The organism is Flavobacterium sp. (genome assembly GCF_044348915.1).
Lineage (GTDB): Bacteria > Bacteroidota > Bacteroidia > Flavobacteriales > Flavobacteriaceae > Flavobacterium.
The window spans coordinates 14071-35108 of the sequence record NZ_JBIKRX010000025.1; the positions used below are offsets into that span (position 1 = coordinate 14071).

Sequence of the window (21038 nt, forward strand, 5' to 3'; positions counted from 1 at the left end):
CATAACTTATGAGAACCCGAAAACAAAAAATAATTCTTGCTGCAAAAATTGCTGTTACCACTTTTTTAGCGATAATTATTGCCCTTTTTGTTTTTAGAAATGAATTATTGGAGCAAACCGTTGCTAAGGTTTCCTTCAAAATGGCAAGTGACTACAACAGTACTTTTACCATAAAAAAAGCGTCTTTTGTTGGGATTTCGGGACTGAGTTTTTCGGATATAGTTTTGGTTCCCAAAAACGCCGACACGCTATTCAATATTCATAAAATGAAAACCGATGTCAATTTATGGCAATTGTTGCTGGGCGATATTCAATTGGGGACATTGGAAATTGACAAAGGCTATGTGCAGTTGGTCAAAAATAAAAAGGGACGCAATTTCGATGCTTTTCTAAAAAAGGATGAAAACGCGACTCCTTCTAGCGAAAAAAGAGATTATGCTAAATTTGCGTATCGACTCATTTCGAAGGTGCTCAATTTAGTACCAACCGATATGAAAGTCGAAAATCTTTCTTTTCGTTTGGATGATAATGGCAAAAAAACAACCCTAAATATCGAAAAGTTAAGCTTGGCCAACAAACAACTCGAAACTTCAATTACTGTTGTGACCAAAGCCTTTTCAGAACGCATCCGACTCACTGGAATTGCCGATCCTAGAAACAAAACAGCCGATATCCGATTTTTTAATCGCGATACTGGCGCTATCAAACTGCCGTACCTCGATGAACGTTTTGGATTGAAATCGAGTTTCGATTCGATACGAGTGAACATTCAAAACATCGACAAATCAGGTGGCGAATTGCATATCGACGGTTTTGCTTCGATTGCCAATTTGATGATCAATCATAAAAAAATTGCCAGCAAAGATGTGGTTATCAAAAATGCCAAATTCGATTACCGTTTTCTGCTTGGATCCAATTTTGTATCTATCGATAGCAGCTCTACCATTCAATTTAACAAAATAAAATTTCACCCCTACCTGGCTTACGATACCGAAAAAGACACGATTTACAAACTAAAAGTGGCGATTCCGAAGATGAAAGCACAAGATTTTATCGTTTCGCTTCCCGATGGTTTGTTCACTCATTTTCAAGGAATGGAAGCCCAAGGTAATTTCGAATATAAACTGGACTTTATGTTCAATAAAAATAAGCCCAACAAACTTATTTTTGATAGCAAGTTGAAGAAAGAAAATTTACGAATTATCAAATACGGCGAAGCCAATCTGAACAAGCTCAACGGGGAATTTGTCTATCGTGCCATCATCCAAAATGTACAGCAGCGCCCTGTTTTGGTGGGTTTTGATAACCCAAACTACACGTCTTTGGACCAAATTTCGCCTTATTTGCAAAAATGTGTTTTAACCTCTGAAGATCCATCGTTTTTCTCGCATCGCGGTTTTATCAACGAAGCGTTCAAGCAATCGATTCTCAAAAACATTCGAACCAAAAAATTCTCTCGTGGCGCGAGTACCATAAGTATGCAATTGATCAAAAACGTTTTTCTAACAAGAGAAAAAACAGTTTCCCGAAAACTAGAAGAAATTTTGTTGGTTTACATCCTAGAAAATAACCGAATCGCCTCCAAAGAAAGAATGCTTGAAGTGTATTTTAACATCATCGAATGGGGACCCAATGTCTATGGCATTGGCGAAGCAGCTCAATTCTACTTCCAGAAAACGCCAGCCGATTTAACGTTGAAAGAATGTTTGTTTCTTGCCACCATTGTTCCAAAACCCAAAAAGTTTATGTGGCAATTTGACACCGAAGGAAACCTGAAATCGTATGCTGATAAGCAACAAAAATTCCTCAGTAATTTGATGTTGCGAAGAGGACTTCTCACCGCCGAAGACACCATTGGACAAAACAATCCGTTTCAACTTACAGGAAATGCGCATTCGCTACTGAATATAAAAGTGCTGGATTCTGTCCCTGTTGATTCTTTGTCTGTGGACGAGCCGTTTGAGTTTTGATTTAACCACAAAGGGCACAAAGGAAGCACGAAGTTCACTAAGGTTTTTAATAATAGTAAATCCGTTATAATCCGCGTTTTTGCTTTTGCAAATCTGTGTAATCTGTGTTCAAATTTTAGCCACAGATCATACGGATTAAACAGGTTTTCGCAGATAATAGATAATAACAAGCATAATTATATTTTAATCCAATCTGCCGAGTCCTTTTGTCACGCTGTAAAGCGTCCCTACTCTCTCGTGAGTAGCGACTCCTACGGAGTGACAAATAGCCTACTATTTTGGACTATTTTATAAGCGTTTTTTGGTATAAGCACAATCAATATTGACAAAAAAAGACCACAAAGAATTTAATTTTCTTTGCGGTCTTTGTGCCTTCTTTGTGTCCTTTGTGGTTAAATATTTATGGAGCAGGATCTGGAAAAATCGCCTGAACCGCATCGATTTCCTTTAAGATTTCATCGGATAGAACCACATCGAGTGACGCAATATTTTCTTTTAATTGTTCTAAAGTTGTTGCCCCAATAATTGAGCTCGCCATAAATGCTTGTTGGTTGACAAAAGCCAAAGCCATTTCGGTTAAACTTAGACCATATTTGTCTGCAATTTTTTGATACAATTTTGTTGCTTCGGTGCATTGTTCGCTATTGTATCGACCGTATTGCGGAAATAATGCAATCCTATAATTTGGCTTCATTCCCTTTAAATATTTCCCTGACAAAACCCCAAAAGCTAGTGGCGAATACGCCAATAAACCAATGTTTTCACGCAAACACATTTCTGACAATCCCGTTTCGAAAATTCTATTCAAAAGGGAATATGGATTTTGAATGGTTTTTACTCGAGGCAAATTTTTATATTTACTTTCTTCCAAAAAGCGCATTACTCCCCAAGGTGTTTCATTCGAAAGTCCAATGTGTTTGATTTTTCCTTGTTTGATAAAACCATCCAAAGTTTCTAAAACCAATTGAATATTGTCTTCCCAAGCATCGGGTTGTACTTTAAAGCCACGCTGTCCGAACATATTCGTCTTACGTTCTGGCCAATGCAATTGGTACAAATCGATATAATCGGTTTGCAGGCGTTGCAAACTTTGATCCAGTGCTACTTGAATACTTTTTGGAGAAAAATCTAATTTTTCGCGCATATAACCAAAACTCGGGCTTGGCCCAACAATTTTTGAAGCTAAAACAACTTCTTCTCTTTTTCCCGATTTCTTGAACCAAGTCCCTATGATTTTCTCGGTACTTCCGTAGGTTTCTAGTTTTGATGGAATCGAATACATTTCGGCGGTGTCAAAGAAATTGACTCCTTTTTCGAATGCATAATCCATTTGGGCGTGACCTTCAGCTTCGGTGTTTTGCTGACCAAAAGTCATCGTACCAAGGCAAATTTTACTGATTTTTATGTCGGTATTGGGTAAAGTAGTGTATTTCATTGATTATTTCCTTCGTTTAATAAGCATTCAACTTCTATTCTCAGGGCATTCGCTTTTAAAAAAAGAAAAAAAAGTTAGCCACGAATCACACCAATTGTCACTAATTTTTTATCAAATTTAAAATTGAATTACACTAATTTTATTTATTTCTAAGAATTCGTGTAATAAAAAATAGTTCTAATTCGTGTTTATTAGTGTAATTCGTGGCGGAAACTTTTAAAAGCGAATGCCCTGTTCTATTCTTAGAATTGGCAAATGATTGATTATAATTCCCCAAATTTGTGGGTTTTCAATCTCGTCATAGCCGTGACTAATTTTATTTCTAGTGTTAATAATACTTCGGGTATTTGATATCGCAATTGCAGGATTTATATCCAAAAGTCGTTTTGTTGCTTCGCCAATTATTTCTAGATTTCTTTCAACCGCAGCTTGTATAAGAATATTACCATCATATAATTCGAAGGATTTCGGATTTCCAATAAAGTTCTCAATATTTTCGATGCTCGTTTTTATAGCTTGCAACGCTTGATAATACTTATTGTTCATAAATTAGCAGTTTAGTTTCCTGAAGTTCCTTTATAAAATAAGGGTTTTTGGGAGTTGTTTCTTGCAATAAATCAACATTACGATGAAAAGTATCTTCAATAGCAAATTGCAAATCCCACATTAATTCACCTTTCCTTAAGGGATCTGTGATTTCGGGTTTAAAATTGATTAAAATATCCAGATCACTGTCATCATCAAACTTATCAGTAAGAACTGACCCAAAAAAATAGGCGTTTTGTATATTATATTTTTTAAATAAATCAATTATGATAGGCATATTCTGTTGAAAATTTGGGTGTATCATATCATTGTTATTTATTGTTTTCTTGGGTAAAAATACAAAAGGTTCGTAGAAAAACCACGAACCTCTATGTAATTTAGCTTTTAATTAGCGCTTGCCTTAATTAATCTCATTCAACATTTTAGAAATTTCATCCAATCTTGGTGTCAAGATAATTTCGATTCTACGGTTTTTAGCTTTTCCTTCGGCAGTCGCATTACTTGCTAACGGTGAAAATTCGCCTCTTCCGGCAGCGGTTAGATTTTGTTTGTTGACCGCTTTATTTTCGCTTAAAATAGCAACAATGGCTGTAGCTCTTTTGGTCGATAAATCCCAGTTGTCGGCAATGGGTCCTGAACCTCCAAATGGGTCGTCATCGGTGTGGCCTTCAATCAAAACCGAAATATCGGGGTTGTCGCCCAACACTTTCCCCACTTCGACAACAGCTTTTTTACCTTCTGTGCCAACTGACCAACTTCCTGATTTGAAGAGTAATTTGTTTTCCATAGAAACATATACTTTTCCGTTTTTTTGCTCCACTGTCAGTCCTTTTCCTTCAAAACCGTTTAAGGCTTTCGAAAGGGTTTCTTTCAGTTTACGCATACTTTCTTCTTTGCTGGCAATCAAATCTTCTAATTCTTGCAAACGCTGATTTTTTTTGTTTAATTCGGCTTGTTCGAGTGCCAATGCTTTTTCTTTAGCCCCCAATTGCTCTAATAATTCTCTGTTCTTGGCCATATTGGCTTTCAAAGATTCATCGCTGTTTTTTTCTAAGGCCGCATAAGATGATTTCAATACATCCATTTTTTTGTTTAAAGCAGCATAATCTGCTTGCAATTTATCACGTTCCGCTTTAACTTTTGCCAAATCTTTATTCAAGGCATCTCTTTCTAATTCGAGTTGACTTTTAGACTTGAGCAACTCCGCATTTTCATCGGAAATACTTCGGTTTTCTTTTTTCAAATCTGCATACTTATTTTCTAAATCATTGTAAATCTTCTTAGAAACACAAGAAGTTGAAAGTGCTACAATCAATAATCCTAGGGAAATTCTTTTTATCATTTTTCTATAATTTATTTTTAATGGGGTTTCTATTATTCTATTTCCACCAAACTCGGACAATGGTCTGAATGTTTGGCTTCGGGTAATATAACGGCTCTTTTTATTTTTTGTTTTAATGGTTTGCTAACTAAGCAATAATCGATGCGCCAACCTTTGTTTTCTAATCTTGCTGATGGAAATCTCATCGTCCACCAAGTGTAATTATTGGGTTCCTTGTTCAAAAATCGGAAACTATCTATAAATCCACTTTTCATAAAACCGTCTAACCAAGCTCTTTCTTCGGGCAGAAACCCTGAAACTTTCTTATTTCGAATTGGGTCGTGAATATCTATTGCTTCGTGACAAATATTGTAATCACCACAAATTACAAGGTTTGGAACCTCTTTTTTAAGTTCATCGATATAATTTTGAAAGTCATCCATATACATAAACTTGTGCTGCAGTCTTTCAATATTCGTGCCAGAAGGAAGATACAAGCTCATTACAGATAATTCATCAAAGTCAACACGAATGTTTCTTCCCTCGAAATCCATATGCTCGATTCCTGTTCCGTAAACCACATTATTGGGTTTTATTTTAGACAAAATCGCCACACCACTATAGCCTTTTTTGGTGGCGGGATACCAATAATGATAAGGGTAACCCGCAAGTTCAAAATCCAAAAGCGGAATTTGTTCAGGAGTAGCCTTAATTTCTTGAAGACAAATCACATCGGGGTTTGCTTGTTGCAACCAATTTACAAAACCTTTGGAGATTGCGGATCGAATGCCGTTGACATTATAAGAAATAATTTTCATATGATTTAATTTGCGTTTCAAAAGTAATGAAAAGAACAAAGATTACTAGCTAATAATAATAGAAAATCGAGTTTTTTGCTATCTTTGTTACCTGCTCAAAAAAACAAAAGCTATATATGGGTTTAGTAACCGCAAAAGAAGTTGCCAAAGCAATAAATACGGACAAGTACGGCGTTTTAGGTACTTTTTCGGGCTGGCTGTTGATGAAAGTTCTAAAAATTTCTACATTAAATAAAATCTATGACAGAAACAAACACTTGAGCGAAGTGGAGTTTTTGAATGCTATATTGGATGAATTCCAAATTAAATTCGAAATTCCAGAAGAAGATTTCAAACGTTTGCCAAAAGACGGTGCTTATATCACTATTTCGAATCATCCTTTGGGAGGAATTGATGGCATTTTACTATTGAAATTGATGTTGGAAAAAGAGCCTAATTTCAAAATTATCGCCAATTTTCTCCTGCATCGTATCGATCCGATGAAACCCTACATTATGCCAGTAAATCCATTCGAAACGCATAAAGATGTGAAGTCGAGTGTGATTGGAATAAAAGAAACCTTGCGCCATTTGAGAGATGGAAAACCGCTAGGAATGTTTCCGGCTGGAGAGGTTTCGACCTATAAAGATGGCAAACTTATGGTTGACAGAGAATGGGAAGAGGGTGCGATAAAAGTGATTCGAAAAGCACAAGTTCCTGTTGTCCCTATTTACTTTCACGCTAAAAACAGCCGATTGTTTTATACCCTTTCGAAAATAAGCGACACGCTTCGCACCGCAAAATTGCCGTCAGAATTATTAACTCAAAAAAACCGTGTGATCAAAGTTCGTATCGGGAAACCTATTTCAGTTGCAGAGCAAAATGAACTCGCGACAATTGAAGAATTTTCGGAGTTTTTAAGACGGAAAACCTATATGTTGGCCAATCCTTTTGAAAAGGAAACAGCCTTTTTGCCGAAGCCTAATTTAAAATTACCCAAGAATCCAAAGCAAATCGTTACTGCGGCCAATCTCGATAAAATGATGTCCGAAATCGTTTCGTTACGCAAAAAAGATTGCCGTTTATTAGAAAGTAAAAACTATGAGGTATTTTTTGCCAAAGCCGAAGAAATGCCAACTATTTTGCACGAAATAGGTCGATTGCGTGAAATTACGTTTAGAGAAGTGGGTGAAGGCACCAACGAATCGATAGATATTGATGCCTTCGATAAATACTACCGTCATCTGTTTTTGTGGGATACTGATGCTCAAAAAATTGCTGGTGCATACAGAATGGGATTGGGATCGGAAATTTACCCAAAATACGGTGTTGAAGGATTTTACTTGACCGATTTGTTTGGATTTGAACCTGAATTATATGATATGCTTCATCATTCCATCGAAATGGGTCGTGCTTTTGTGATTAAAGAATACCAACAAAAGCCAATGCCTCTTTTCTTACTTTGGAAAGGGATTATTCATATTACATTGCGTCATCCAGAGCATAAATTCCTACTTGGTGGTGTGAGTATCAGCAATCAATTTTCGAATTTTTCGAAATCGTTGATGATTGAATTCATGAAATCAAATTTTTATGATCCTTACATTGCCCAATACATTCATCCTAAAAAAGAGTTCAAAGTCAAACTAAAAGATGCCGACAAGGATTTCATTTTTGATGAAGCCGAAGCCGACTTGAATAAATTTGATAAATTGATTGATGAGTTAGAACCAGGAGCCTTGCGCCTGCCCGTTTTAATCAAAAAATACATCAAACAAAATGCTCGTGTAATTGCTTTCAACGTTGATCCTTTGTTCAATAACGCTATCGACGGCTTGATGTACATTCGGATTTCAGACCTTCCTGACAGCACCGTAAAACCGGTTATGGAAGAATTTCAAGCTGAATTGGAACGAAAGTTGACGGAGAAAGAGGAGTGATTTTAGATTTCAGGTTGCAGATTAGAGTTAGCAGATTTTTTGGATTCTTTTAATTTTTTAGCTTTTTTAGCTTTTTTCTATCTCCAAATCGACTGCCTCAAAATATCATCCATCGAATTATGATTAATAAAATAAATGATTCGAATAAAATGATAACTTGCTAGAAAAATAGCCAAACCATAGGCCAGTTTTTTATTGAAAAGTAGTTCCTTAAAATATTCCTTTTTGGTTATTAATTCGGCCGAAAGAACCAGAATTGTCGCTACACAAAACGCAATCACCAAAGGTCCAAAAATATTATAATACAAACTTTTTTGCAAATTACCTTCATAAAAATAAACCAGTGACTTTGTGATTCCGCAACCTGGGCAAGGAAAACCCGAGAGCATCTTCAACGGACATAAAGATTGATCTGTTTCGAGATGTGTATTTTGATTGAAAAAGATTAAAAAAAACGGAACCATCAGCGTGATTAAGGAGCCGATGATTCCGTAAATTTTAAATTGAATTTTGTTATTTAAAACCAACCTTTTTTGTTTACTTGATATATACTATAAAATTCTTCATCGGACTTGGTCAAATAAATAATTCCTTCAATAAATCCAATTACTCCGCCAAGACCACAAGTGCAAACTCCTATAATTAGTTGAATAATTCCTTCTTGTGTATATCCCAAAATAAATTTATGAACTCCTAATCCTCCTAAAATTAAGGCAAAAATCCCAGCAAGAACCCTTTTGTTTTCTTCTCTAGGTTTTGAAGGTGTGTTCCAAGCTTCTGGTTTTGTGTTTTCCATAGTTTGATTATTAATTAGTTAGGTAAAAATATAAAAATTATTGAAATGCTTTATCGATTGGTTCCCAAAGTTCAATTTTATTTCCTTCGAGGTCAAGAATCCAACCAAATTTTCCATACTCATAAGTCTCCAACTCCCCTACAATTGTTACACCTTCTGTAGATAATTTTTTTAATAAATTTTCTAAATCGTGTACTCTGAAATTTTGCATAAATTCTTTTTGGCTCGGTTCAAAGTACTGGGTGTCTTTTGCGAATGGCGACCATTGCGTAGAACAATCGTTTCCCGCATTGTCTTTCCACCAAAATGTCGAACCATAATCATCGGTTTTTAATCCCAAATGCTTGCCATACCAAGCAACAAGCGCTTTTGAATTTTCGGCTTTAAAGAAAAACCCACCGATTCCAGTAACTCTTTTTTCGGTTTCCATTTCTTTGGGTTCTCCAAAATATTTTGCCTTGATTTTGTCGACAATCACCTGCGCCAATCGCTCGTGACTTTCAAATGTCCACCCTGCGATATGAGGCGACAGAATAACATTTTTAGCATTCAACAAATACTGAAAAGCCTCAGGTGTGTGTTTGTCTTGAAATAGTGTTTCGAAAGACAATTTTTCATATTCCAAAACATCTAACCCAGCGCCCAGCACTTTTTGGTTTTCTAGAGCTTCAACCAAATCAGCAGTAACAATATTTTTACCTCTCGAAGTATTTACAATCCAAAACGATTTGGCAAAAGCGTTAATAAAATCAGTATTTACCATTTTATCTGTTTCGGCTGTCCAAGGAATGTGCAAGCTTAAAACATCAGTTTTTTGTTGTAATTCTTCGAGTGAAACTTGTTTGGCATTGGCATCTCCAACATTTTCTAGAATATCATAACAAAAAACATCTACCTCAAAACCACGCAATTTTTTGGCAAAAGATTTTCCCATATTTCCATAGCCAATAATCCCAACCGTTTTTCCGTCGAGTTCGTGCCCTCGGTTTTTTTCTCGGTTCCAATGTCCCGACTTTATCTCTCTATCCGCTTGATTCAAATTATTAAAAAGTGACAAAATCATTCCTAAGGAATGTTCGGCGACAGCATTTCGGTTTCCTTCGGGCGAAGCGATAAGTTGAATATTCTTGGACAAAGCATAGTCACAATCGATACTTTCTAAACCCGCTCCAACTCGCGCAATGAATTGCAAATTGGTCGCTTTGTCTATAAAGGCTTTGTCTATTTTGAATCGGCTGCGAATGACGATGCCTTGATAGTCGGAAATTTTCGCTTCGATTTCGGCTTTAGTTGATATAAAATCTTCGTGATTGATAAATCCAGCTTGTTGCAATTGTTCCCAAAGCAGTGGATGATTGCTGTCGATATGAAGGATTTTGATGTCCATAAAAAGTATTTTCTGAATTTAGCATCCCAAATTAACAAAAAAAATACGGTTTTTCGTTTTATTAATGGATTTAAACCGTTTTATTTTAAATTTTTCTCGAATAACTTTATCATTCTAACACAGAAAGAATCCCAACAAAACTAATCAACAAAATGAGATTCTTCCTGCGTCAGAATGAAAAATTATCGTCTCGTTTTTGTCGGTAAATTAAAAGTTAACAAGGATTTAGTGTTGCAATTGTGTAAGTTTGTTAAATAGAAACGAAATAAAAATCAAAATATGAAATTAACAAAAACATTTAAATCCTTCTTTGCAAGCGAAAAAGCAGGCGGACTTATCCTTCTTTTTGTCACTATTTTGTCCCTTTCTCTTGCCAATTCATCTTTTCAAACACAGTATATTTCTTTATGGTCGACCGAAGTTGGGCATCATTCTATTACCCATTGGATCAACGATGGACTAATGGCGTTTTTCTTCCTATTGATTGGATTGGAACTAGAACGCGAGATTTATCTAGGAGAATTGTCAAGTATCAAGAATGCGGCTTTACCTATTTTTGGCGCTTTCGGCGGTATGCTTGTTCCAGCAGGACTATTTATGTTGTTGAATTTTGGCACTGCAACTCAAGGCGGCGCAGGAATCCCTATGGCAACAGACATCGCGTTTGCCATTGGAATTTTGTCATTGTTGGGAAATCGCGTCCCCGCTTCCTTAAAAGTGTTCCTTACTGCGCTCGCCGTTATGGACGATTTAGGAGCAATAATAGTAATTGCGATTTTTTATACAAGCACGATTGCTTTCCTGAATTTAGCGATTGCTTTTGGTGTTATGGGCGTTTTGTTTATTCTGAATCGAATGAAGGTGTATAACTTAATTCCTTATCTAATTGGTGGTGTTATTATGTGGTATTTTATGTTGAATTCTGGAGTTCACGCTACCATAACTGGTGTTTTACTTGCTTTTGTAATTCCTTTTGGCAGCGGCGGCAAAAAGTCTCCCTCTTATATTCTTCAACATTTACTGCACAAGCCTGTCGCTTTTTTTATACTTCCGCTCTTTGCTGTTGCTAATACTTGCATCGCCATTGATTCAAATTGGAGTGAAGGATTAACCCATTCAAATTCGATTGGAATACTCCTTGGACTTATCGTTGGAAAACCCTTGGGGATTTTCCTGTTTTCACTTCTTGGCGTAAGTTTAGGATTATGCGCCTTACCCGAAGAATTGCAATGGAAAAATATTATCGGAGCTGGAATGTTAGGTGGAATAGGTTTTACCATGTCGATCTTTATTACCCTTCTCGCATTCGACGATATTGAAGTAATTAACAATTCGAAAATAGCGGTACTTATTGCGTCATTTGCCGCAGGAACCATAGGTTTCCTTTGGCTGAAATTCACTATTAAGAAACCTATTCCCAGAATAAAACCTAAAATAAAGAAAGTGGTCACTTCTTCCTAAAATCAAAAAAGGGAATTTAGTTTTAGCTAAATTCCCTTTTTGGTATTTGATGTTCTATTAGTTACCCTTAATTTGTTTCAAAGAAGTCTTAATTCCTCTAATCAACGACGAACTGAATCCGTGCATTTCCATTTCGTTTAGACCTGCAATAGTGCACCCTTGAGGTGTGGTTACACGATCAATTAATTGTTCTGGATGGATATTTTCTTCCATAATCATTTCGGCAGCTCCTTTAACCGTTTGGGCTGAAATTGCCAAAGCCGTTTTCCAATCAAAACCAATTTCGATTCCGGCTTGCATCGAAGCACGTATGTAACGCAAGGCGAAAGCCGTTCCGCTTGCTGCCAAAACAGTAGCCGCATCCATCAATTTTTCGTCAATAATAGGCGCTGTTCCTAAATCTTGGAAAAGGTCTACCACATTTTGAGCTTTAGCTGCATGTTTTTCATTAAAGGCAATACAAGTTGCCGAAGCACCAAATTGAGCTGCAATGTTGGGCATAATTCGAATTGCGCTATTCGATTCGCCAATTTTATTTTGAAGTGTTTCAATCGATAATCCGCTTACTCCCGAAGCAACTACTTTATTGGAAATTACAGGCAAGATTTCGGCTAAAACGGTATTTACTTGATACGGTTTGATGGTGAGAATAATCACATCTGCCTCTTGGATGTTGTGTTTGTTATCTTTTGAAACGGTTACACCTAATTCTTCTAAATAAAGAATACTTGCTGTATTCCGTCTGGTTATGGTAATTTGGTTGCCTTTCGAAAATCGTGTTAATCCTAATGCTATGGAAACACCTAGATTTCCTCCTCCAATAATGTGTACTTTCATTTTATATACGTTTTTTTTACCGCCAAGACGCTAAGGCGCAAAGTTTATTTTTAAAATATTTTATATGTCCTGTGTTTATTGCATAGACTTCTTAGAACTGTTTACACTTAGTTTTCTTTACAATTTGTGTTTTTACAGTTTTTTTTAAAATCCTAAAATCAGTCGCGCAATCGAAAAATAAATTAGAATTCCACAAATGTCGTTGCTAGTCGTTATAAAAGGACCGGTGGCAAGTGCAGGGTCAATTCCGAATTTATCCAATAATATAGGTACAAATGTCCCAATTAGGGAAGCAATGATAATCACTGAAATCAACGCTACCGTGACAATTACCCCTATAATAACTTCTACATCAAGCAGAAAATGACTTCCTAAAAATAAGATGGATGCCAAAATTACACCATTAAGCAAACTCAAGGAAACTTCTTTTATCAATCGGTTGAACAAAGATCCGCTCAAAGTATCATTGGCTAAACCTTGTACAATAATCGCAGAGGATTGCACCCCAACATTTCCAGCCATCGCTGCTATTAAAGGCATAAAAAAGAATAAACTTCCATGTTCCTTCATAGCACCTCCGAATAATTCGAGCACTTTAACTGAAATTAAGCCGCCTAAAAGCGCCAAAACCAACCAAGGCAAACGCGCTTTTGTCAATTCCAAGATACTGTCATCCGCCTCAACGTCTTGCGAAATACCCGCAGCCAATTGATAATCCTCGGTTGCTTCATCCTTGATTACATCTACGATGTCATCGATGGTGATGCGGCCTACTAATCTTCCTAGTTCGTCAATAACAGGAATAGCTTCTAAATCGTATTTTTGCATAATACGTGCTACCTCAACATCTTCAGTATCTACTTTGACCGAATTTAATTTTTTGATATAGACTTCGCTAATGGGTGTTTTTGTAGAAGTTGTCAACAAATCTTTAAGTGACAATCGCCCTAACAACCTATCTTCATCATCCACCACATAAATAGAATGGACCCTAGAGATGTTTTCTGCTTGGATTCTCATTTGTTTGATACAGGTGAAAACGTTCCAGTTTTCGTTGACCTTTACCAACTCTTTGTGCATAATTCCCCCTGCCGTATCCTCAGCATAACGCAACAAATCGACAATATCTTTGGCATGCTCGACATCTTGAAGTTCCGAGATTACTTCTTGCTTTTTGCTTTGCGAAAGTTCGGCAATAATATCTGCCGCGTCATTGGTTTCGAGTTCGTCGAGTTCTTCGGCAATTTCTTTTGGGGAAAGCCTGCTCAATATTTTCTCCCGTAAATCATCTTCTAATTCAAGAAGGATTTCGGCGGTTTTTTCAGAATCTAAAACCTTGAAAATATAAGTCGCTTCGTCAAAATCAAGTTCGTCGAGAATCTCGGCAACATCAGCATGGTGCAAGTCATTCAATAAAACTTCCAATTGCTGGTCGTTTTTTGATTGAATAAGTTGCTCTAATTCTAGAATTAGTTCTTTGCTGACTTTAAACTCCATCGGCTTCTATTTTTTGGGTCAATTCGATAAATTGTTCAACACTAAGCTGTTCCGGACGTAGGTTAAAAACTTCGTCTTCTCTCAAATTATCGGACAAATTTAGTGTTTTTAAACTATTTCTCAATGTTTTTCTACGTTGCTGAAAAGCAGTCTTCACGACCGTAAAAAACAACTTTTCGCCGCAAGGCAAACTATAATCCTCTTTTCTTCGCAAACGCAAAACACCCGATTTTACTTTTGGCGGCGGTATGAAAACGTGCTCATCAACGGTGAATAAATACTCTGCATCATAAAATGCTTGAGCCAGAACCGAAAGAATTCCATAAGTTTTGCTCCCTTTCTTCTCACAAATACGTTCTGCCACTTCTTTCTGAAACATCCCTGCAAATTCCGGAATTTGGTTTCGCAATTCTAATGTTCGAAAAACAATTTGTGTCGAAATATTATAGGGGAAATTGCCAATGATAGCAAACTGCTTTCCGCCAAAAACTTCGTTGACATCGTATTTCAAGAAATCTTTGGAAATGATTTTTCCTTGTAATTTGGGATAATTCGCATCCAAATACTCCACCGATTCGTTGTCAATTTCGATCACATAGGTGTTGATTGTTTTTTCCAACAAATACTTGGTCAAAACGCCCATTCCAGGTCCTATTTCCAATACATCTTCGTATTCTTCGAGACCCAAGGTATCGGCAATGTTTTGTGCTACACTTTCGTCTTTCAAGAAATGCTGTCCGAGGTGTTTTTTGGCTTTTACTTTTTCCATATAGTCATTGCGAGGCACGAAGCAATCCCGCTTTATTTTTAAGTTTTATTCTACCGCAAAGACGCGAAGCCGCAAAGTTGTTTTTATATAAAGGGTGTTTTATTGTACTTGGTTACTGTTTCGACAGTATTTTTACTCCAAATTAACGAACCTCTTTTTCCAATTTTCACTAATCTATCAATATCTACATCATTCTTAACTGCCCATTGAATCCATTTCTTAACAGAATAACTCCAACCCAAAACTAAACCTATAAAGACTGCTATTTTAAAATTTAGATCCAAAAACATATTCAATCCAAATGCAGTAAAAATCATTATAAGTACTACTGGCAGATTAACAGTTAATTGTCCTCGTATTGAAATATCGTAGTCAGAAAGAGTTTTAATATTCATAAATTCAAAGATGATATTTGTTGCTTAATTCCTTTTCAGCTGAACACTAAAAACTGGCCACTGACCACTTTTTTTAATGCTCCGAAATCACTTCCAATTCCGTTCTAAAAGTAAGCATTTTGTCTCCAAATAATTTTACACCCTCTTCCCTTAAAGCTCGGGCCTCTTCCGCATAATATTTTTGCAAAGTTTCCCTGCTGTCTGTCGAGTATTGAACCGAATAAGTAACTCCTCCCATTTCTTCTTCGATTAAGACACGAGCCATTTTTGCAGAAGAAAACTTGCCGGTGGCTAGCATCTCAGGTATATGTTTGTGTTGCATCCAAATCATCCACTGATCGTGAACGCTTTCGTGTATGTTGGTGGTAACGTTATAAATTATCATTGTTTAAAAGTATTAAGATTGAGAGAATTAAGTATTAAGACTTTAAAAGATTTTACTTTGATGAAATTGACATTGTCATTGATATTGCCATTTTATAAATTCTTATCTCCTCGCAATTGCCGGTATTTGTTTCGTGCTTCGACAAAGTAAATACTGTCCTGATGATTGAAAATTATTTTCTCGTAAAGCGGTTTTGCTTTTTCGGGTTGTTGCAACTTGTTTTTCTCAATTTCTGCCGAAAAGAACAAGGCTTCGTCAACATAAATAGCATCTGCGTGATGGGCAATAATATTTTGGTATTGGCTTAAAGCCAAATTAAATTCTCCTTGTTTTTCGTAAATTTTACCCAAACGCAACAAAGTTACGGCTTCAATTTGTTCTCCTTTGAAACTTTTCAAAATTGACTGAAATTGCAGAATCGCTTCCTGATTTCGGTTTTGATATAATAAATAATCGCCTTTGGCAAATTGTTTCAAGGCGGTTTGAGTCGAATCGGCCACGGTATTGTCACTGATTAAAAGGAAATATTCCAAAGCATCATTAGCTATCAACTGTGTGCTCGCCGACTTCAATTCCTTGAACTGTTTCGAAGCCCAAGTAAAATCGCCTTGAAAATAACTCGTTTTCGCGGCTTTCAAACTCGCTTCGTGAGCGACGGTGGCATTTTTTAGATTCTCTTCAATTTGAGAATAACAAATTAAAGCTTGATTGAATTTTTCTTGATAAAGCAAGATATCCGCCAATTCCATTTTGGCCTGGGCCTCTTGATATCCATCCAACTGCAATTCGAGTGATTTCTTGATAATGGTTTTTCCTTCCTCTGGCTTTCTCAAATTAAAAGCCAAAAAATGAGCCTGTATCAATTGCAAAGATAAAGTACTTAGAGTGAAGCCATATTGCGACAACAAATTGCTGATTTCAGTATTAATGGCAGCGAAATCTTTCTCTTGCGCCTTGTATATTTTCACTTCAAACAAATAGGCATGAGCTTGAATGGTCAAATCTAAATCATTTGTGTTTTCTAGAACAAATCCCAGAATTTCTTTGGCAGTTTCGTGTTGCTCTTCGTCTATCGCTAATTGTGCTAAGTTGAGAATACTTGATAAAGATTCTGGATTGCGTTTGTAAACTGCTTTTTCTTGGATAAAAGCCTTGGAAAATTCTTTTTGTTGGACGTAAAACCAACTCAAATATTGGTTCCAAAAAACATCTTGATTCTTTTGAGCTCTTATAATTAGTGCTTTTCGCAACGTTTCATTGAAGCTCTCATCACCTTCTTCGGCCATAAAACGAGCCAACTGATTTTGTATAATCACCGAATTTTGTGGATTGGCATAAGCCTCATCCAAAAAAGTAGTAATCATCATTTCGGTGTTGCCCAATTGGCCATACAACTGTGCCATTTGATAATTGAAATTGAACTGTGGCTCAACTGACAATGCTGTTTGAAAGGATTTCAAGGCATACTCAATCAAAGATTTTCTCTCAAAGGCATTCTCAATTGCGTAGACTTCGTTCGGATTTTTTTTGATGCGTTCGATGGCTTCGTCGTAGTGTTTTTTGGCCGAAACCTCGTTTTTTTGCAATTGGAAATTATAGCCTAATTCGACCAAAAGATTGCCTTGCTTGTAGGTATTCATTCGCGATTGAATGGCTTTTTCGGCGACATCAAATTGTTGTAATTGTTGGTAACAATCGATCGTTTTTTGAAAATACTGTGAATTTTGCGGCGCTGATTTTAATAATTCTTCAAAACTGATTTTGGCTTTCTCGAAATCGCCTTTGTCGTAATAATACTGTGCCAATTGATCGTTTTGCGAAAAACAAACCAATGAAAAAAACAGGGCGATATGTAGAATTAAGTATTTCATTCAAAAAGTGTTCAGTGTTCAGTTTTTAGTGTTCAGCGAGCGTGTCGAAGAAAAAAACATTCAATTTTAAGCTTACAAAAAAAATACAATCGAACCTCAATGGTTCTAACCAATCAAATTTTTATGGAACAATTCCATCTGATAACTAAAAAACTGAATACTGATCACTAATTTATAATATCAAAACCACAATAACTTCGTAAAACCTCTGGAATTACAATTCCTTCAGCAGTTTGGTAATTTTCTAAAATTCCTGCTAGAACTCTTGGCAAAGCCAATGAACTTCCGTTTAAGGTGTGAGCCAATTGGTTTTTTCCGTCTTTGTCCTTGAAACGCAATTTCAAACGATTCGCCTGAAAAGTCTCAAAATTAGAAACCGAACTGATTTCTAACCAACGTTCCTGCGCTGTAGAATACACTTCAAAATCATAGGTCAACGAAGAAGTGAAACCCATATCGCCGCCACAAAGACGCAATATTCGGTATGGTAATTTCAATTCTTGAAGAATACTTTTTACGTGTTCGACCATTCCTTCCAAAGCTTCATAAGATTTATCAGGATGTTCCACTCGCACGATTTCGACTTTGTCAAACTGGTGCAAACGATTCAATCCACGAACGTGAGCGCCATAAGAACCGGCTTCACGACGGAAACAAGGGGTGTAAGCTGTAGTTAAAATTGGTAATTCGTTTTCGTTCAAAATCACGTCACGAAACAAATTAGTTACTGGAACTTCTGCCGTTGGAATCAAGTACAAATCATCGGTTTTGTCGTGGTACATTTGCCCTTCTTTGTCTGGCAATTGTCCAGTTCCATATGCCGAAGCTTCGTTTACCATATGTGGCACCTGAACTTCATTGTAGCCAGCAGCGGTATTTTTGTCCAAGAAATAATTGATTAGGGCACGTTGTAACTTGGCTCCTTTTCCTTTATAAACTGGAAATCCTGCGCCAGTAATTTTGTTTCCTAATTCAAAATCGATGATGTCGTATTTTTTTACCAATTCCCAATGCGGTTGCGCGCCTTCGTGCAAAACAGGAATGTCGCCTTCTTGAAAAACGTTCAAATTATCATCGGCTGATTTTCCTTCGGGAACAATATCAGCGGGAAGATTGGGTAAAGTGTATAGTTTTTCTAAAAGCTCAGCAGCAAGAGTTTCAGCTGTTTCAGCCAATCCTTTGCTTTTTTCCTTTAAGAGAACGGTTTTTTCTTTGAGAATAGCGGCTTTTGCTTTTTCGCCACCTTTCATCAATTCGCCTATGTCTTTGGATAATTTATTAGATTCGGCTAAAGTATTGTCTAATTCTACTTGTGTGGCGCGACGGGTTTCGTCTAGTTTTACCACTTCTTCAACAATAGCAGTGGCGTCCATATTTCTTTTTGCCAAAGCATTGATTACTTTCGCCTGATTCTCTCTAATAAATGCAATTTGTAACATAACTTAAATTTTTAACGCTTATTTGTTTTAAATAAGGTCACAAATTTAAGGAAATGTTTGATACTATTGGGACAAAAGTTTTTTAGGAAAAGTTATTTCACGAAGATGCACAAAAGAATTTTAGAGAATTGAAAAATGTGACGAAGGTTTTGCGAAACAAAAAAGCTACATCTATGAAAATGTAGCTTTGAAATTGTAAGTTGGAAAACGATTTATTTCGTTTTCATTGGTGGCAAATCAAATGCTTTTGAATCCCCTTCGAAATTATTACGGTGCGAACCATCGCAAAAAGGTTTGTTGGATGACAACCCACAACGACAAAGTCCCAATGCAGTTCTTCCTTCTAAGCCATAAATGGCACCATCTTGATCCATTATTTCAAAATCACCTTCGATTTTTATAGATCCGTTTTTATTAATTATTAGTTTAGTCTTGCTCATATTGTTTTTGTTTTAGAGGTCAAAGATTGTGAAAATTATTGATAATTAAAAGGACGGATTCAAATCCATCCCTAGAATATGTGTCGAGCCTATGGTTCTATTGATTGATCAGTATTTTTTTGCTGATTCATTTTTGCCACCAAGGCTTTCAATCGTAAGGCTTTTTCTTTTTTCTCTTCTTGCAATTTTGCCTTTTTCCGATTGAGTAATTTGGTATGCAAAGCCTTATTTTTGGTGTTTTTTTCAGGTCCTTTGGGCATAATTGACATTTTAAATAATGACGAATTTCTATTTCTGATTCATATCTTCTTCGAAATTTTCCAATTCTTTTTTTACTTCCTCTAATAATTGTTTTTCCGTTGGTAAATATAATTTGTATTGGCTTGCTATGATGTTTTTATTGTTTTCGGGTAAAGAGAATTTAACCACGCCATCATTTTTATTGGCACAAAGCAAGATTCCAATCGTTGGATTTTCGTTGTTGTTTTTCTCTATTCGGTCATAATAGTTGACATACATTTGCAACTGACCAATGTCTTGATGGGTCAGTTTTTCGGTTTTGATTTCTATGATTACAAAACATTGCAATAAGCGATTGTAAAAAACCAAATCCACAAAAAAATCATCACCATCAATATGAATTCGTTTTTGTCTGGCGATAAAGGCAAAACCATTTCCTAACTCTAATAGAAAGTCTTGCAAATGAGTGATAATCGCTGTCTCCAAATCTCTTTCGTAGTAGGCAGCTTCTCGTTTTAACTCCAAGAATTCCAAAACCATTGGGTCTTTTAGCTACTCATCAAAAGACGTTCCCAAAGACTGGTATTTATTTGACGTTCTAATTGTCTAACAGTCCAATTATTCTTTACTGTTTCAGCAATATAAAAATCTCTTTTGTCTTGACTGTCAAATGACAATATCAATTTATATTGACTCCAACTCAATTGTGTCCACAGTGTAGACACAATTGGAAAGGCTCGGTAAAACTGGCGATACCAGTTTAATTGACGGTATGAAAAACCACTGCCATATTCAGGTTGCAATTGCTCTGCAAGGAATTTTATCAAGTAGGTTCCGTAATCGGCGCGGTCTTTTCCTTGTTGTTCTTCTTCAAAAATACGTTTGCCAATTGTCCAATACATTATAGTTCGCTCGTTATCGACTGCTCTAATGGCTTTGTCTTGGGCAGTAGCAATTATTGCCTTTATATCTGGAATTATGGTTTGATTTTGAAGCATCTGGAATGAATTAATGAGGTGTTACAAACATACTGAAATTTATTGTAAAATTGAATTGTGTCCGCAGTGCGGACGTAATTGGGGATTTAATTATAATCTGTTAGAAACCTGTATTTATCATCCTTTTTGAAAGAATAAATTTGACCATTATATTGAATTCTTTCTGATTCTTTTTTAATTTTAATAGGTGCTACTTTGCCTTTTATTCCTTTTTCCAAATCTTCCTCAACTTCTTCTTCGTATGAAAAGGTTTTGACTACATTCAAATCAAAAAAACCGTTAGTTTTTTTGTTAGACACACTAATTTCTGTTTCTAAAACTTCCATTTGAAAACTACCTCCTCCATTAGATTCTCCCTGTGTTTTTCTAATAGGATAATCGTATAATATTTTTAGGTATAGGCGCTTAGAGCACCCTTGTTATCTATTGATTTTATTGATATTTATTCAAATTTCACCATCTTTTTCATTAACACATCGAAGATTGTCCCCATATTTGACCTTCTATTGTATCT

21 protein-coding genes and 2 pseudogenes are annotated in these 21038 nt (G+C 36.1%); 3 read left to right on the forward strand and 20 right to left on the reverse strand.

Features of this window, described 5'->3' with window-relative positions; all coding sequences use genetic code 11:
• The first annotated feature begins 8 nt into the window (after positions 1–8).
• Complete coding sequence (locus ACIQ1E_RS06410) at positions 9–1970, forward strand: transglycosylase domain-containing protein (protein WP_396169762.1); 1962 nt, start codon at positions 9–11, stop codon at positions 1968–1970.
• Positions 1971–2370: 400 nt separating this feature from the next.
• Here ACIQ1E_RS06410 and ACIQ1E_RS06415 read toward each other — a convergent pair whose 3' ends face one another.
• The 5 genes from ACIQ1E_RS06415 to ACIQ1E_RS06435 all read right to left on the reverse strand — a co-directional run bounded on the left by ACIQ1E_RS06415 (position 2371) and on the right by ACIQ1E_RS06435 (position 6090).
• Positions 2371–3405 carry an aldo/keto reductase gene (locus ACIQ1E_RS06415; RefSeq protein WP_396169764.1) on the reverse strand — a complete coding sequence of 345 codons (1035 nt, stop codon included), beginning with the start codon at positions 3403–3405 and terminating at the stop codon, positions 2371–2373.
• A gap of 216 nt (positions 3406–3621) precedes the next feature.
• Positions 3622–3951, reverse strand: coding sequence for a DUF86 domain-containing protein (locus ACIQ1E_RS06420; protein WP_396169766.1), 330 nt, complete (start codon positions 3949–3951; stop codon positions 3622–3624).
• On the reverse strand, positions 3941–4255 hold the full coding sequence (locus tag ACIQ1E_RS06425; protein ID WP_396169768.1) for a nucleotidyltransferase domain-containing protein: 315 nt from the start codon (positions 4253–4255) through the stop codon (positions 3941–3943). The genes ACIQ1E_RS06420 and ACIQ1E_RS06425 overlap by 11 nt, the downstream gene beginning before the upstream one ends.
• A 96-nt stretch (positions 4256–4351) precedes the next feature.
• Positions 4352–5293, reverse strand: a complete 942-nt coding sequence (locus ACIQ1E_RS06430; RefSeq protein ID WP_396169770.1) for an OmpA family protein — start codon at positions 5291–5293, stop codon at positions 4352–4354.
• Between the two features lie 32 nt (positions 5294–5325).
• Positions 5326–6090: an exodeoxyribonuclease III gene (locus ACIQ1E_RS06435; RefSeq protein WP_396169772.1), complete on the reverse strand. Its 765-nt coding sequence runs from the start codon at positions 6088–6090 to the stop codon at positions 5326–5328.
• A 116-nt stretch (positions 6091–6206) separates the two neighbouring features.
• On the opposite strand from ACIQ1E_RS06435, the gene ACIQ1E_RS06440 reads away from it, so the two are divergent.
• Positions 6207–8009 carry a GNAT family N-acyltransferase gene (locus tag ACIQ1E_RS06440; RefSeq protein ID WP_396169774.1) on the forward strand — a complete coding sequence of 601 codons (1803 nt, stop codon included), beginning with the start codon at positions 6207–6209 and terminating at the stop codon, positions 8007–8009.
• Between the two features lie 77 nt (positions 8010–8086).
• On the opposite strand, the gene ACIQ1E_RS06445 is transcribed toward ACIQ1E_RS06440, so the two are convergent.
• The 4 genes and pseudogenes from ACIQ1E_RS06445 to ACIQ1E_RS06460 form a co-directional block, all read right to left on the reverse strand.
• On the reverse strand, positions 8087–8536 hold the full coding sequence (locus tag ACIQ1E_RS06445) for a DUF2752 domain-containing protein (protein WP_396169776.1): 450 nt from the start codon (positions 8534–8536) through the stop codon (positions 8087–8089).
• A complete protein-coding gene (locus tag ACIQ1E_RS06450) occupies positions 8527–8805 on the reverse strand; it encodes a TM2 domain-containing protein (RefSeq protein ID WP_396169778.1) in 279 nt (92 codons plus the stop codon). Before ACIQ1E_RS06450 ends, ACIQ1E_RS06445 begins: the two co-directional genes overlap by 10 nt.
• A 37-nt stretch (positions 8806–8842) precedes the next feature.
• Positions 8843–9235, reverse strand: coding sequence for a VOC family protein (locus ACIQ1E_RS06455; protein WP_396169797.1), 393 nt, complete (start codon positions 9233–9235; stop codon positions 8843–8845).
• Between the two features lie 18 nt (positions 9236–9253).
• Positions 9254–10192 (reverse strand): annotated as a pseudogene (locus ACIQ1E_RS06460) (2-hydroxyacid dehydrogenase); the annotation flags it as partial.
• Positions 10193–10471: 279 nt separating this feature from the next.
• Between ACIQ1E_RS06460 and nhaA the strand changes: the two are divergent.
• Positions 10472–11653, forward strand: a complete 1182-nt coding sequence (nhaA, locus tag ACIQ1E_RS06465) for a Na+/H+ antiporter NhaA (protein ID WP_396169779.1) — start codon at positions 10472–10474, stop codon at positions 11651–11653.
• A 57-nt stretch (positions 11654–11710) separates the two neighbouring features.
• Here the strand turns inward: nhaA and proC are convergent, their stop codons facing one another.
• From proC to ACIQ1E_RS06520, 11 genes and pseudogenes are all read right to left on the reverse strand, one after another.
• On the reverse strand, positions 11711–12490 hold the full coding sequence (proC, locus tag ACIQ1E_RS06470; protein WP_396169781.1) for a pyrroline-5-carboxylate reductase: 780 nt from the start codon (positions 12488–12490) through the stop codon (positions 11711–11713).
• A gap of 144 nt (positions 12491–12634) precedes the next feature.
• Positions 12635–13987 (reverse strand): magnesium transporter, encoded by a 1353-nt coding sequence (gene mgtE, locus ACIQ1E_RS06475; protein WP_396169783.1) that lies wholly within the window; start codon positions 13985–13987, stop codon positions 12635–12637.
• The gene (gene rsmA, locus ACIQ1E_RS06480; RefSeq protein ID WP_396169785.1) at positions 13977–14756 is read right to left on the reverse strand and encodes a 16S rRNA (adenine(1518)-N(6)/adenine(1519)-N(6))-dimethyltransferase RsmA; all 780 of its coding nucleotides are present in this window, start codon (positions 14754–14756) and stop codon (positions 13977–13979) included. The genes mgtE and rsmA overlap by 11 nt, the downstream gene beginning before the upstream one ends.
• 83 nt (positions 14757–14839) lie before the next feature.
• Positions 14840–15151: a hypothetical protein gene (locus ACIQ1E_RS06485; protein ID WP_396169787.1), complete on the reverse strand. Its 312-nt coding sequence runs from the start codon at positions 15149–15151 to the stop codon at positions 14840–14842.
• A gap of 73 nt (positions 15152–15224) precedes the next feature.
• Positions 15225–15536 carry a DUF4286 family protein gene (locus tag ACIQ1E_RS06490; protein WP_396169789.1) on the reverse strand — a complete coding sequence of 104 codons (312 nt, stop codon included), beginning with the start codon at positions 15534–15536 and terminating at the stop codon, positions 15225–15227.
• 92 nt (positions 15537–15628) lie between these two features.
• On the reverse strand, positions 15629–17407 hold the full coding sequence (locus ACIQ1E_RS06495) for a tetratricopeptide repeat protein (protein ID WP_396169791.1): 1779 nt from the start codon (positions 17405–17407) through the stop codon (positions 15629–15631).
• Between the two features lie 167 nt (positions 17408–17574).
• Complete coding sequence (gene serS, locus ACIQ1E_RS06500; RefSeq protein ID WP_396169792.1) at positions 17575–18846, reverse strand: serine--tRNA ligase; 1272 nt, start codon at positions 18844–18846, stop codon at positions 17575–17577.
• A 212-nt stretch (positions 18847–19058) separates the two neighbouring features.
• Entirely contained in the window at positions 19059–19286 is a 228-nt protein-coding gene (locus ACIQ1E_RS06505) for a CDGSH iron-sulfur domain-containing protein (RefSeq protein WP_396169793.1), read from the reverse strand.
• Between the two features lie 89 nt (positions 19287–19375).
• The gene (locus ACIQ1E_RS06510) at positions 19376–19546 is read right to left on the reverse strand and encodes a hypothetical protein (protein WP_165698040.1); all 171 of its coding nucleotides are present in this window, start codon (positions 19544–19546) and stop codon (positions 19376–19378) included.
• 28 nt (positions 19547–19574) lie between these two features.
• Positions 19575–20524, reverse strand: a pseudogene (locus tag ACIQ1E_RS06515) (YhcG family protein).
• A gap of 86 nt (positions 20525–20610) precedes the next feature.
• Entirely contained in the window at positions 20611–20850 is a 240-nt protein-coding gene (locus tag ACIQ1E_RS06520; protein WP_396169795.1) for a hypothetical protein, read from the reverse strand.
• Positions 20851–21038 lie beyond the last annotated feature (188 nt).